The sequence below is a fragment of the Clostridium thailandense genome (genome assembly GCF_019207025.1).
GTDB classification, from domain to species: domain Bacteria; phylum Bacillota; class Clostridia; order Clostridiales; family Clostridiaceae; genus Clostridium_AM; species Clostridium_AM thailandense.
This window is the reverse complement of the sequence record NZ_JAEEGC010000124.1, coordinates 1-13,758: the sequence shown is the minus strand read 5'-3', so window position 1 is coordinate 13,758 and position 13,758 is coordinate 1. Positions and strand designations below refer to the sequence as shown.

17 protein-coding genes are annotated in these 13,758 nt (G+C 30.3%); 5 read left to right on the top strand and 12 right to left on the bottom strand.

All coding sequences use genetic code 11. The features are described from left to right. Position 1 precedes the first annotated feature (1 nt). From I6U48_RS21300 to I6U48_RS21275, 6 genes are all read right to left on the bottom strand, one after another. Positions 2-1,069, bottom strand: a complete 1,068-nt coding sequence (locus I6U48_RS21300) for a phage tail sheath subtilisin-like domain-containing protein (RefSeq protein WP_218322499.1) — start codon at positions 1,067-1,069, stop codon at positions 2-4. Then, entirely contained in the window at positions 1,069-1,518 is a 450-nt protein-coding gene (locus I6U48_RS21295; protein ID WP_218322498.1) for a phage tail terminator family protein, read from the bottom strand. The genes I6U48_RS21300 and I6U48_RS21295 overlap by 1 nt, the downstream gene beginning before the upstream one ends. A 98-nt stretch (positions 1,519-1,616) precedes the next feature. After that, complete coding sequence (locus tag I6U48_RS21290) at positions 1,617-1,934, bottom strand: DUF3599 family protein (protein WP_218322497.1); 318 nt, start codon at positions 1,932-1,934, stop codon at positions 1,617-1,619. A gap of 1 nt (position 1,935) precedes the next feature. Continuing rightward, positions 1,936-2,214, bottom strand: coding sequence for a phage head-tail connector protein (locus tag I6U48_RS21285; protein ID WP_218322496.1), 279 nt, complete (start codon positions 2,212-2,214; stop codon positions 1,936-1,938). 14 nt (positions 2,215-2,228) lie between these two features. After that, complete coding sequence (locus I6U48_RS21280) at positions 2,229-2,393, bottom strand: hypothetical protein (RefSeq protein ID WP_218322495.1); 165 nt, start codon at positions 2,391-2,393, stop codon at positions 2,229-2,231. Positions 2,394-2,790: 397 nt separating this feature from the next. Continuing rightward, positions 2,791-3,252 (bottom strand): DUF722 domain-containing protein, encoded by a 462-nt coding sequence (locus tag I6U48_RS21275; protein ID WP_218322494.1) that lies wholly within the window; start codon positions 3,250-3,252, stop codon positions 2,791-2,793. A 247-nt stretch (positions 3,253-3,499) separates the two neighbouring features. On the opposite strand from I6U48_RS21275, the gene I6U48_RS21270 reads away from it, so the two are divergent. Further along, positions 3,500-3,934, top strand: coding sequence for a helix-turn-helix domain-containing protein (locus I6U48_RS21270; protein ID WP_218322493.1), 435 nt, complete (start codon positions 3,500-3,502; stop codon positions 3,932-3,934). A gap of 40 nt (positions 3,935-3,974) precedes the next feature. Next, complete coding sequence (locus tag I6U48_RS21265; protein WP_218322492.1) at positions 3,975-4,412, top strand: ImmA/IrrE family metallo-endopeptidase; 438 nt, start codon at positions 3,975-3,977, stop codon at positions 4,410-4,412. Between the two features lie 92 nt (positions 4,413-4,504). On the opposite strand, the gene I6U48_RS21260 is transcribed toward I6U48_RS21265, so the two are convergent. Both I6U48_RS21260 and I6U48_RS21255 read right to left on the bottom strand, forming a co-directional pair. Then, positions 4,505-6,094, bottom strand: a complete 1,590-nt coding sequence (locus I6U48_RS21260; protein ID WP_218322491.1) for a glycoside hydrolase family 57 protein — start codon at positions 6,092-6,094, stop codon at positions 4,505-4,507. Positions 6,095-6,112: 18 nt separating this feature from the next. Further along, entirely contained in the window at positions 6,113-6,697 is a 585-nt protein-coding gene (locus I6U48_RS21255) for a DUF4912 domain-containing protein (RefSeq protein ID WP_218322490.1), read from the bottom strand. Between the two features lie 179 nt (positions 6,698-6,876). On the opposite strand from I6U48_RS21255, the gene I6U48_RS21250 reads away from it, so the two are divergent. Both I6U48_RS21250 and greA read left to right on the top strand, forming a co-directional pair. Beyond that, complete coding sequence (locus I6U48_RS21250) at positions 6,877-7,470, top strand: flavin reductase family protein (protein WP_218322489.1); 594 nt, start codon at positions 6,877-6,879, stop codon at positions 7,468-7,470. 607 nt (positions 7,471-8,077) lie between these two features. Continuing rightward, the gene (gene greA, locus I6U48_RS21245) at positions 8,078-8,542 is read left to right on the top strand and encodes a transcription elongation factor GreA (protein ID WP_218322488.1); all 465 of its coding nucleotides are present in this window, start codon (positions 8,078-8,080) and stop codon (positions 8,540-8,542) included. 73 nt (positions 8,543-8,615) lie between these two features. Here greA and I6U48_RS21240 read toward each other — a convergent pair whose 3' ends face one another. From I6U48_RS21240 to I6U48_RS21225, 4 genes are read right to left on the bottom strand one after another with little or no spacing between them, the layout of a single operon-like run. Beyond that, the gene (locus I6U48_RS21240; RefSeq protein WP_246615485.1) at positions 8,616-9,731 is read right to left on the bottom strand and encodes an ABC transporter permease; all 1,116 of its coding nucleotides are present in this window, start codon (positions 9,729-9,731) and stop codon (positions 8,616-8,618) included. Between the two features lie 17 nt (positions 9,732-9,748). Beyond that, positions 9,749-10,540, bottom strand: coding sequence for an ABC transporter ATP-binding protein (locus tag I6U48_RS21235; protein ID WP_218322486.1), 792 nt, complete (start codon positions 10,538-10,540; stop codon positions 9,749-9,751). Positions 10,541-10,552: 12 nt separating this feature from the next. Further along, positions 10,553-11,674 carry an HlyD family secretion protein gene (locus I6U48_RS21230; RefSeq protein ID WP_312891108.1) on the bottom strand — a complete coding sequence of 374 codons (1,122 nt, stop codon included), beginning with the start codon at positions 11,672-11,674 and terminating at the stop codon, positions 10,553-10,555. A gap of 9 nt (positions 11,675-11,683) precedes the next feature. Then, on the bottom strand, positions 11,684-12,373 hold the full coding sequence (locus tag I6U48_RS21225; RefSeq protein ID WP_218322484.1) for a TetR/AcrR family transcriptional regulator: 690 nt from the start codon (positions 12,371-12,373) through the stop codon (positions 11,684-11,686). A 284-nt stretch (positions 12,374-12,657) separates the two neighbouring features. On the opposite strand from I6U48_RS21225, the gene I6U48_RS21220 reads away from it, so the two are divergent. After that, complete coding sequence (locus I6U48_RS21220) at positions 12,658-13,506, top strand: YitT family protein (protein ID WP_218322483.1); 849 nt, start codon at positions 12,658-12,660, stop codon at positions 13,504-13,506. Positions 13,507-13,758 lie beyond the last annotated feature (252 nt).

Below are 13,758 nucleotides of genomic sequence, written 5' to 3'. Positions count from 1 at the left end.
TCTATATAGAAACATTAAAGCTTATATCTTCAATAGCATCTAGAATTTTAATGTTTGCAGCTAAAAACACTTTATCTTTAGTATTTGCCTCTTTAATATCTATTTCTTTCATACTGCTGGTGTCAACACCTATACTTTCTAGATAGGCTTTTTGACCATCTAAATCAATACTTACCTTATTTTTATCCTTATCCAATAATTCTTCCAACTCTAATTCTTCAAAATATCCTCCGATAGAAGTTGTTAATAAGCACTTGTTATCATAGGAATTGCTTACCTTCCCGATATAGTTATCATCAGCAACCTTCTTTATATCATCATGAATTTGATCCATAATATCAATTATCTTTATCTTTTTGAAATCTTCGCCTTTATCTTTAGTAGTAGTTACAAGAGAGTTTATCGCTCTTCCAACTTTAACTTTGCTTCCATCATTTATAAGTATGAACTTACCAGAATCTATAGCAGTATTACACTCATCCTTTGTCATATGATCACAGTCTAATACTTCTGCTAAAGGCGCATAAGTAGCACTTATATTTAATGGAGTACCTGCAAGTAAACCTGATATTCTGCTGCAGTACTCCTTAGTTGAATATGTTTTATTTTGAGTTTTTATATTTTGTACAGCAAAATTAATTATTCCTTCATGGTCACTAGCACAATTAGGTAAAACAGCTTTAACCTTTATATCCTTGTTATCTCTAAGGCCCTTAATCCAGGTTGCAAAGGCAGCAATATCTGCATCAGCAATATCTGGCACTGCAATATAATCCCACTTAACAGTTTCAAGATACTTTTGAGCATCCTTATAATCAGTTGCTGAATTTATATAGGCTAAAACTTTTTTAGGAGTATTTTCATAACCTATAAGCGCTAAATTAATTTGTTCTTTACTTGTGTCACTTAAACTATCTGGTATATCTGCTGAACTATATATAGTTATTGGATTATTAACTCCAGATCCTATTGTATCTTTTAGTATTAAGACAACACCCCCACGTTCTCCACGTTTTACAGCAGTTAGACCTGCTTCTTTAAATATGATATTAATACTTGGTAATTTCATTAAATTCCACTCTCCCTCATATAAATATTTTTCATAGTTTCAAGATTATTTTCATTATTGAATATATCTTCTCTACATTCTTCTTTATCTAAAGTCAGCTGTAAAAATATATCTTTATCTTCTGTATAATTTACAACCATATCACTAATGCGTACCCAATCATCCCCTGCCTTTATACACATGTTTAAAAATATCTTCTTCAGCTTTTCTAAAGCAGTTAATTGATCTAATTTCATAGGTACTTGATGCTTGCTTAATGGTGCAAAGTATATTATTTTTATTAAAATATTGTTGTTATATTTTCTTCTGTTTATATCAACTTGTTTTGTTGAAACATGCTGAATAAAAAAAGAAGGTCTTTTAAAGCCTTCTCCTACATCTTGCAAATAAATATAGTAATTAAATTCCTTTACTAGGTCTATTGCTATTGTTTTAATTAATTCTTCCATAACTATTCACCTTTTTTAATATTTCAGTAAGTCAATCTTTCTACAAAGATGCAAAGCAGCTTTTGTTCTTACTTATTAATAAATCTCAGCTTCAACCACTATGCCTCCTGGTGCAATATTAAATCACACTCAATGTGATGACCTGCTGGTTTGTAAATGTTCTTTACAATATAATTATTTCCATCTATTAGAGCTATATCTCCTACCTGTATATTTGCATTTATTATAGTGTACATTTTTAAATTTTGCGTAATTTTAGTTTGAGGCACGGCTTGTACAAATTTACTTATAGGGCGTCCTGTTCTGCAAGGATAGGGACCATAGGTTGTTTCTTGTTGTTCTACTATATGATTTAATGTATCTATACTTTCTGTTCTAATAATAGTAAGACTTTGATTTAGAAGAGCCTTAAACATCTTATACACTCTTCCTTAATTGAGATTGATATGGAGCGAGTAAATCTTCATGCACATTGTATTCAACATAATAGTCACCTATTCGCTCATATCTTATATCATTTTTTCCCTGCATATCTTTAATAACTAGCTCTTCAACAATTCCTTCATACTCAGACTTTAACTGCGTATCTCCACAATAATTTTGAACTCTTTGGCTTACCCTGCTTATATAATATTTTATTAGCTCATCCTTAGAGTTGTCTGTTATGCCTAAAACCAACTTTATATTCTCAAGCATATTATAATCACCTTCTAATTACTTATTTGTCTCAATGCACCTCTATGCCTTTTGTAATGCCTGTGCTTCATTAAGTCTTCAATATCACTTGAATTCTCCTCCTTTGAATTATTTAATTCTTTTACACTCGTCAAAGCCTTATTCTTTTCCTTTGGTGATAAAGCCTTTTTATCTTCCATACTCTCACCTCCTTATCAAAGATAAGAAGCTGCCGCACTTATAGATAACCACGCCATAAAGTAGACTTATACGCAGGTATATGGTTTCCAAAGCTGAAGGCACATATAAAAACTTTTTAATCAATCTTAGCGAAGTATTTTAGAAAATCTTAGGACTTCTGATATGTTTGAGGTACGAGTTTATCAGAAGTTCTTAGATTTTCAAAATATTGAGCTGTAGATTGATAAAAAGTTTTTATCGTGCTGAAGCTTGGAAACATATACCTGCGTATAAGTCTACTTTCGGCCCCCAGTGTCTATATGGTTTAGCAGCTCCTTGTCTCAATTGATTTGATGATATAATACTAACATGCCTTTACCGTACTTGTTACAGAAAAAATACGACCAATTTCAGGACTTATCCTGTGTATTTTTTGCTTATCCAAATTATATTTGATATTTTATCCACAGCTTTCCTCTTAATTCGTCCACAATAATCCCCATCTCTATTAGTTAATATTCCTATTTTGCTCCATCCCATTTTTTCAAAATATCTTAGTTTAATAATCTTTATTTCTTCCTCTTCTAATATAGTTAAAGCATTGTCTATTTTACTTATTAACCTCTCTTTACTTCTTTTCTCTTTCAATAGTTCATTTATAATTTTCTCTTTCTTTAATATTTCATTTTCAACAGAGCTATTAAATGCATTAGTTTTTCCAGTTCGTTCTTCATACACTGCAGCTTTAACGCCATCATACTCTGATTTAATTTCTTCTATTTCTAATTCCAAATTATTAATTTCTGCTTTAATTATTTTGTAATTTAAAAGCAGCCCATCAGTTTTTTTATACAAATCCTGTTCTTTATTACTTTTCATTCTTATCATCCCCCTGTATTACTTATTTAACTCCCTTAATTATACGTAAATAACGAAATTTATTACAGTTTGATTTTTCTTTATTTACGTAAAAAAACACAAGTTTGTTTTAAATTACCTCTATTTTGCTCATTTTTACGTAAAAAGTGGATTTTTAAGTATTTACTCCTTATTTAACCAGTAGTATAATACAATTAATACGTTATTATCGAATTTAAATAATAACAAATTGGGAAAGGTGATAAGTATGTCTATTAATAATGTGGGTGAAAGAATAAAAATTCTTAGGAAAAAAAGCGAATTAACTTTAAAAGACTTATCAGAAAAAGCAAATATATCAGTTTCCTTTTTGAGTGATATTGAAAATGGAAGAAGTCATCCTTCTTTAGAAAGATTAGATAGCATTGCTAAGGCGCTTAATACCTCAACTTCTTATTTACTGGATGAAAGTAAAAACGAAGCCACTCTATCTAGAAAAGATGAAAAAGATATAGAAAAAAGATTGAATCAAATAAAAACTGAACTTATGGAAGGTCAAGAAGGCCTTATGCTGTCTGGAGAACCAGTGTCACCGGATGCTTTACAAAGTATTGTAGATGCACTGGAATTTGGCATGCGGCAAGCAAAACTAATTAATAAGAAGTATACACCTAAAAAGTATAGAAAAGAGGATACTAAATAAAGACAATGGGATAATGGTTATATTATATGGGGGAGTTAAATTGAAAAACTATATAAAAGAAAAAGTAGATAAACTAATAAAAAAATTTAAAACTGATGACCCTTTTGAATTAGCGAAGCTGTTAAAAATTAAGGTTGTATATTGGCCTTTGCATGAAGAAGTTAACGGCTTATATCAATATGAAAAAAGAGTTAAGCTTATCTATATTAATTCCTCTCTTTCATATTTGATGCAAAGAGTTGTATGCGCCCACGAGCTTGGTCATGCAATTCTTCACCCTAAATTAAATCGTACTTTTTTGAAAAAATATACCTTTTTTAATCTAAATAAATATGAAAATGAAGCCAATAAGTTTGCATCTGAATTGCTAATATCAGATGACCTAGTAAAAGAATATCCAAGTTATTTTAACTTAGAACAGATATCTATAAGTGAGGGATTACCTATAGAGCTATTTAAACTCAAATATGAAAAGTGATTTGAGTATTTTTCAACCCTCATTACGAAGTTTTTTACATAAATGTTTATCATTGAAAAGGAAGAAACCCACAATTTTGCAGGTTTCTTCTTTTAATAGACATCTTTCTTATAAACTTTATAGTTTATATTTTTAAATATATTATCTAATTCTTCTAACTTTGAGATAAAAATAGACTCTAAAGTATCTTTAGTTATATCTTCATATAATTTATTAAATCTCTCAACATGTTTTTTTACTCTCTCAACAGCATATTGGTCAGTAGTATTGTTTTTTATCATAAAAGTCCAATCAGAGGCTTCTGCAAGCATCAATTCTCTAGCCGCCTGATTTAATGCTCTTTTTTGAAGATCATTTGGATCATCATAAATCCTAGCAAGTCTTTTCATATTTTCTGCACATCCATGAATCTCTTTATATACCCAATCATTTGAAGGATTCATCCAAACCGAATAATCTCCATTTTCGCCCCAGCTTGATGGACAAGGATTGCTGCATTGGATCATTGGATATTTTCCTAAATATTGAGATGGTGTGATTATCTCATAATTTACCCGTTCTTCAGCTGATCTTCTTATAACATTATCTATGAACTCTGGCCCCTCAAACCACCAATGTCCAAATAATTCAGTGTCATATGGGCATACTATTATAGGAGGCTGTTCCATGTTTTTATATATGCAGCTAATTTGATTATGTCTAGAAGATACAAAATGCTTGGCATGTTCATTAACTTTTTCCATTGCATTTCTTCTGTTATAATACTCTTTATTGTCGGTTTTTTCTGTAATTTTATAGTATTTAACTCCTGTATCTAACCTTATTCCACCTTTATTAATATATGGTTTAATATATTCCATGGGAAGTTCAAATCCTATATCTCTATAAAATTCCCTATAAGAAGGATCTCCTGGATATCCCGTAAAATTACTCCAAACCTGATGAGATGCCTCTATATCTCTTCCAAAGGTGCATACTCCATTAGGCGTAGCTATTGGAGCATATGTTCCATATCTAGGCTTTGGTGATGCATTAAGTACAGCTGTACTTTCTGATATAAAATACTCTATTCCTAGATCTTTTAAAATTCGGTCTAATGAATATGTATATGCGCATTCTGGTAACCATATTCCTTTTGGAACATGTCCTATTGAATCTATATACGATTGAATTCCCGTTGCAAGTTGTGCTATAACAGTTTCTGGATTCGCCATAAGTAAAGGTAAAAGTCCATGAGTAGCGGCTGAAGTAATTAGCTCTAACTTTCCTAAATCATCAAACTTTCTAAAAGCATTCATCAAATTATAATCATAATTTTTATATGTAGACATTAAATTATTAAATCTTTCATTATAAAAATATGCTAACTTATTTAATGCCTTATCATTTTTAGTCCTTGATTTTTCTTTTTCTGATAAATCTATTGATTTCTCTAAATACTCTAAATATCTATTTTGTAAATAACTATCTTCTAACATAGACATAAGTGTTGGCGTTATAGACATAGTAATTTTAAAGTTTATATCATCTTTTATAAGATTGTCGTAAACATTTATTAATGGCAAATAACATTCACTTATAGCCTCAAAAAGCCATCTTTCCTCTAAAGAATCATCCACTTCTGGATGTCTTACAAAAGGCATATGGCTGTGAAGTATAATCGAAACATATCCTTGATTCATATATTTTGAGCCTCCGTACTACCTTACCTTTGAAGAACTTATGTCACATTTACTTTTTAGTTTTTCAAAATGCTCAGTAAAAAAATCATTTTGGTAATAACCTGAAACAATTGTTATTTTAGGATACTTGATATATTCTTTTTCTTTGTTCATAAATGGATATGGTTTAGTTCCTCTATTATTATCAATATTATTTGCAGTGGAAAGATTTGATTGAAAGCTTTCTGATACATTTACAAAATACAATCCTGTATCTGCTGATTCATAATTTCTTGGAGTGTTTACTGTATTCGATACTGCAATAGTTTCAAATTTGTTATCATCAAGCTTTCTTTTAAGCTCCACAAATACGTCTTGGTCTCCTCTATCCATATCTATATAACAGCCATTTGTGAGATTCTCTATAGAAATTGATTTTAACTCTTTTGACGTACCATTTTCTACAGAATAAACCTTAATAATAAACTTAGAACTTTTCCAGGAACTCTCACCATATATATCGTCAAATTCTTTTGCTGTCCTAGGTGATATATTAAAATAACAAAATAGCCTATATGTACCCTGAACTATTAAAACAATAGTCGACTTTTCATTTTCAACCATAAAATCACCCCTTAAATACATAATAATCATATTATACCTTAAAATTCCATTTACGTCACTTATGCCAAACATTTATTTTTATTCTAACATTTAATAAAATTCTTTGATATAATATAAGTCATTATATCATCTATATAGAGAATGAACCTAGAAAGTTTAATAAGAAGGGAAGAAATTTAATGTCTAAAGTATCATTTAAAGGAAGTGCTATGCTAAATCCAGTTCCAGCAGTACTTATAACCTCTAAGAACAAAGAAGGAAAAATAAATGTTTTTACGGTTGGATGGATTGGAACTGCTTGTACTAGACCTCCTATGATAACCGTAGCTATACGTCCGGAAAGGCTATCATATGATTATATAAAAGAAACAAAAGAATTCGTAGTTAACCTGCCTTCCAAGGATTTAGTTAAAATAGTAGATTTTTGTGGTGTAAAGTCTGGCAAAACCATGGATAAAATAAAACAGTGTAATATAGTTTTAGAAGACAGCGAAAAGGTTGGTGCTCCTGGAATAAAACAATGCCCTGTAAATATGGAATGTAAACTTAAAAGTATAACTCCACTTGGAAGTCATGATCTCTTTTTAGCTGAAGTTGTATCTATTCATGTAGAAGAGGACTTAATAGACGAGAAGGGTAAAATTCATTTAGAAAAGGCTAACCTAATATGTTATTCACATGGCGAATACTTTCCGCTTTTCAATAAGCCCTTAGGCAAGTTTGGATACTCAATTCAAAAAAAGAAAAAAACTAAAAATAAATTAAAAAAATAATATTTTATACACCCCTGCCACATAAAATATGATAGGGGTGATTTTAATGTCAAACTTCCAAAAATTATTTGCCATCTTAGCTTTTATACTTACAATCGAAATTATAATTATTTTTTATTTTATAACAAGTAAATCGTAATTTTTAGTACCAATACCTATTTTTGTAGTTTTACAATGTTCGCAGTTTATTTATGTCTCTTTGTACCTTTTAAACCATCTGCAATTATAACATTGCACTCTGCAGATAATGGGTTCAAACCATGTTGAAAGGCAGTTTCTAAATGGTCTATAGCATTTGCTCTTTTCCCCTATGTATAATGTATTAAAATCAGTAAGGAAAAACATTCCTTTTAGTTACTTAATAGTAATTTTGAATACACTTTTGAAGTGAGTGTTTGTATTGAAATATAGTAAATTTTTAGATACTAGTTCAATACAAACATCCACTTTATATTGACATTTAAAATCACACAATTCTGTCAAATATTTAAATGATTCTATTTTCTTGTAATATTGGAACTGTGATATTATAATAGAATAAGGGAGTAACGCGTTGTTATGACCAATTATACTGTATTAATAAATTTAGATAGTGGGTGATTTTTTCATGCGTAATGCAAAACTAACAGAAGCTGGAAAGAAAAAACTTGAGGAAGAACTTGAATATTTAAAAACCGTTAAGAGAGTAGAAATTAAAGCTGCCTTAAAGTCTGCTCGTGCACAAGGAGATCTTAGTGAAAATGCAGATTATAGTGCTGCTAAAGAAGATCAATCTATGACCGAAACAAGAATAATGGAATTAGAGGAAACATTAAAAAATGCAACAATAATTGAAGATTCTGACGAAGCTGATGTGTTTGGTATTAATAAAACTGCTTTAGTAAAGTTTTGCGATATAGATGAAACCGAGGAAGTTACATTGGTTAGTTCTGTTGAAGCAGATGCTAGAAATATGAAAATAAGCATTGAATCTCCTCTTGGTGAAGCATTATATAAGTCTAAAATAGGCCAAAGAAAAGTTGTAACTTCACCAGATGGAGATTATGAAGTTGAAGTTGTGAAAATACTTTAAAAGTAAGATAGATTTACTTCTGAATGATATACTCATTATAGAAATAAGTCTATTTTTTTGTAGAATTATAAAATTAGTCTAGTGTCTTACTAAATTTCTTCATAGTAATTCCCACAATTATAAAGATTAAAATTAGCAAAGAAATAATTGGACTTATTAAATAGGTTATTCCAACCCCTTTTACAATTATTCCTCTTAATATTTCTAGAAAATAGGTCATGGGTAAAATACTTCCTATATAATATACGACCTTAGGCATTGCCTCTCTTGGAAACATAAAACCCGAAAGAAGCACACTTGGTAAAAGAAGTGCAATTGATGCTTGCATTGCTTGAAGCTGCGTTTTTGCTACAGTAGATATAAGCATTCCCATGGCTAAAGAACATATCAAAAATAGCGTTCCTAGTAAAATAAGTAATGCTATACTTCCTTTTATTGTTACTCCAAATATTATATTCCCTAATAGCAATGTCATTAACATATCAAAGAATCCTATCACAGTATATGGAATAAGTTTACCGACTATAAGCTCAAAAGGGCTAACCGGAGTCATTATGAGTTGTTCTATAGTTCCCTTTTCTCTTTCCCTAACCATAGCAAAGGAGGTCAAAATCACTGTTATATTCTGAAGAATTAATCCAATAACACCTGGAACATTAAATTTACTGCTTTCAAGTGTTGGATTATATAATACGAATGATTTCAAATTAATTCCTGAAGTTTGATGATTATCTAGTCCCGCTTTTTTAGATTGAACTTCTTTTAATTTTAAAGAATAGTTGTTTCCAATCAGTAAGGAATATGACATAGCTGTTTTGGCTATAGTTGGGTCTGAACCATCAACCAATACTTGTATTTCTGTTGTACTATTTCTTCTTAAATCTTTTGCATAATCTGGAGGTATGACAAGTCCCACCTTAACCTTTCCTAAAGATATATACTCTTCCACATCCTTTGGTGAATTCACTTCTCCATAAAGAGTAAAATAATAAGAATTTGTAAATTTTCCTATAAGTTCACGACTATCTGCAGTTCTACTCCCATCATATACTACTAAATCTACATTATTTATATCAGTGTTAACGGCAAATCCAAACAATAAAAGCATCATTATTGGCATCATTAAGGCTATTATAAGACTAGCTTTGTCTCTTTTTATGTGAATAAATTCTTTTTTGGTTATAGTCATTAGCCTCTTCCACCGCACTACTCATCGCCTCTTTTCTGCTTTGTTAATTTTAAATCATCAAAAGATGATATGACCTCTCTATTTGAAAACTTCTTAACATAGTTTATAAAAATATCTTCTAAGTTGTTTATTCCATGTTCATTATATAAGTTATCCGGAGTACTAATTGTGATAAGTTTACTATTATAGATAAAACCTATAATGTCGCAAATTGAAGCCTCATCCATGTAGTGAGTTGTTACTAGCACTGTTATTCCTTGCTTAACAAGATTGGTTATGGTACTCCAGAATTCCCTTCTCGACACAGGGTCCACTCCTGCTGTCGGCTCATCTAATATCAAAAGACTAGGCTCATGAATAAGAGAACAACCTAATGCTAATCTTTGTTTCCATCCACCTGATAGAGTGCCTGCTAAACTTTTTTCCTTTCCTGTCAAATTGGCCATTTGAATTAGTTCTCTTTTTCTTTCTTCTAACTTTTCTTTTGATATCATATATATATTTCCATAAAAATCCAAGTTTTCTTCTACTGTTAAATCTTCATATAAACTAAACTTTTGAGACATGTATCCTATATTTTGTTTTATTTTTTCTGATTCTTTTACAAGATCGTAACCTAAAACCTTTCCTTCTCCAGCTGTTGGTTTTAAAACTCCACAAATCATTCTTATAGTTGTAGATTTACCTGAGCCATTAGGACCTAGAAATCCAAATATTTTGCCTTTAGGTATATCAAAAGATAAATCATCTACAGCCGTAAAATTTCCAAACCTCTTTGTAAGATTTTTTATAGAAATAGCATATTCCATAATAATCCTCCGTTATTTCAAATTTACATCTAAAAGCATTCCTGATTTTATTGCATCAATGTTATCTAAAATCTTCACTTTTACTTCGTATACAAGTTTTGTTCTATCTTTTTTAGTAACTATATTCATTGGAGTAAATTCTGCTTCTGGTGATATATATATAATCTTTCCTTTTATAGTCTTGCCCTTCATAAAATCACTTTGAACAGTTACATCCTTATCTAACTTTATATGAGAAAGCGCATTTTCCGGTACATAAACCTTTACCCATATGTTATTCGTATCTAACAACGTGGCCACAGCAGCTCCTGGAGATACATATTCACCCTTCTTAAAATTAATTGTTTCTATAGTTCCATCATTAGCCGATATTATGTTACTTTTATCTAATTGACTTTTATTTAGATCATAAGCATTTTTAGCCTTGTCTACTTGATACTGAGCTGTAGTTTTATCTCTTTCTGTGGCTCCATTTACTAAAAGATTTAGTTTTTCAGTAGCTGCTTCCAGTTGTGCACTATAATTGTTTACCTGATCCTTGTTACTTTCTAATGTAGCTTTAGCATTATTAAGAGTGTTTGAAGTGTTATCAACTTCGTTTTTTGCGGTATCCATTTTATATTTTGTATCTGCTCCTTTTTCGTATAATGCTGCTGCATCATCATATATTTTTTTCTTGTAATCAAAATTAGTTTGTGCAGAGTCAATATTATTTTGAGCAACTTTTACTGACTCTTCTCCTTGATTTACTAAAGCCTGTGCTTGTTTAACTAATGCTTCTTGAGCTCTTATTTCTTCTGCTCTATTTCCATCTTGTATTTTTCCCAATTCATTTTCTGCATTTTTTATTGTTAGTTCTGAATCTTGAAGCTTTATGGAATTTTCATCTGAATCAATAACTGCAACTAAAGTACCTGCTTTTATTTTACTACCCTCATTTGATTTTATTTCTTTTATCTTTCCACCAATTTCAGCTGATATATTTATTTTGTCTGCCTCCGCTGTCCCATAATACACAAATTCATCTTTCTGATTGTCTTTAATAGACTTAAAGATATACCCACCAGATGCAACTACTGCTAAAGTAATAAGAATACCTATTGCTCTTATCTTCTTCTTCTCCAATACTCTCACTCCCCTTATTTAATTATCTTTTTCAATATTTAACGGATCATTGCTAACTCCATATAGAAATACGTCTACAATTTTTTTTATTTCGTCTTCATCATTTTCACCTTTAAAAAATTCTGGGTATACATTAGAAAGCATAATATATCCTACTAGCAAACTCATAAGCGTTCTCGTTATCAATCTAGACTCAATTTCTCTAAAATTATTATTTTCTATATTGGTCTCAGCGAAACTATCTATAAAAGATATTACTTTAGGTAGCAGATCCTTTTGTAGAACTTTCAGTACATCTTCATTGTAAGCTGCCTCCATAAATACTGCTTTAATTAAAGGTAGGTTTTTCTTAATTAAATTAACTCTATCATTAAGAATTGCATTAAGTACTTCATCAATAGATTTCTCATCTTTATTCTCTGCAATCTTCTCCACAGACCTCAAAAGCATTGGTCTAAAAAACTTTGTAGCTAATGGAACTAATAAGCCCATCAGTAAATCCTTTTTCGTTTTATAATATCTAAATATTGTCCCCTCTGCTACCTCTGCTTCTTTTGCAATATCACTTGTTCTACTCCCATCAAATCCTTTAGCTGCAAAAATCTTTATCGCTGCATCCAATATTTTCCATTGTTTCTCTGGCATATCTTCTGAAAACTTTTCAATTTCTAAAAGCTTTTCTAACAAATCCTTATTTTCTGAATTCATTTGTTACCTCCAAATTACTATAATGATAATGAGTGATTACTCACTTTTAATTTATTACATTATTCAAATTTTGTCAATAGTTTATTAAAATAAATACTTCTATGGTTGATAATAAGATGTTTTTGTGTTAAAATTTACCTAGGTATATTATCTAACGCGAAAAGACATTCACACAGAAGTGTATTTTTATGTGTGTAATGAGAGCATATAAATCTGAGAAATTTTATTTACTTGGATTTATGTGCTCTTTTTTGACAATATATTAAAATATGGGGGGGTTAGTAATGAAAATAAATTTTAAAAGTTTCTTTATAATTTTAATAGGTTCATTGCTGGTAGCCATTGGCACTTACTTTTTTCTAGCTCCAAGTCATATCGCTGCTGGTGGAATAAGCGGTGCTGCTATAATTATAAATAGTATTTTTCCAAGCATGCCAATTGGAGCGCTTATGATGGCTATGGAATTAGTGTTATTCACAACTGGAATTTTAGTAATTGGTCCTGTATTTGGAGGGAAAACAGTATTTTGTAGTTTTTCTATCTCAGGAATGATTTTGTTATTGGAAAGGCTTTTTCCTAACATTCGCCCCTTAAGTAACGATATGTTAATACAACTCATATTTGGTGTTCTAATATGTGGTGTAGGAATGGCTATTGTGTTTAATCAAAATGCATCTACTGGTGGAACAGATATTATTGCTAAAATAATAAATAAATATTTTAAAATTAGTATTGGAAGATCTATCCTGATTGCTGATGTTACAGTTACAATAGCAGCTTCAATTACTTTTGGAATAGATAAAGGATTGTACGCTATACTTGGTGTTATAGCAAATTCAACTCTTATAGATAATGTGATAAAAAGTCTAAATACCTATAAGCAAGTAGCTATAATAAGTAATGCTGGCGAACAAATAAAAGATTATATAGTTGATACTCTAGAGAGAAGTGCTACAATATATTATGCTAAAGGTGCATATAATAACAACGAAAGAGAAGTAATAACTACTGTTATAAGCAATAAGCAATTTTTGAATTTAAAAGAGTATATAAAAAATATTGATGGAAAAGCTTTCATCACTGTTAACGAAGTTAACGAGGTTGTAGGAGAAGGCTTCGCAGATTTCATATAAAGTTAAAAGGGCTGCTGCACTATATAGATAACCGCACCAGACACTTAACTTATACGCAGGGATATATTTACATTCTGGAAGACACATTTAAATACTTTTGCTACAAGTCTTAGCTCATATTTTTGAAAAAGCTTAGAAGATTTGATTGTTTGAGCACAGCGAGTTATCAAAGATTCTTAGCTTTTTTAAAAATATGGGCTTTAGACTTGTCAAAAGTATTTATCGTGCTGGAAGAATGTAAATATATCCCGG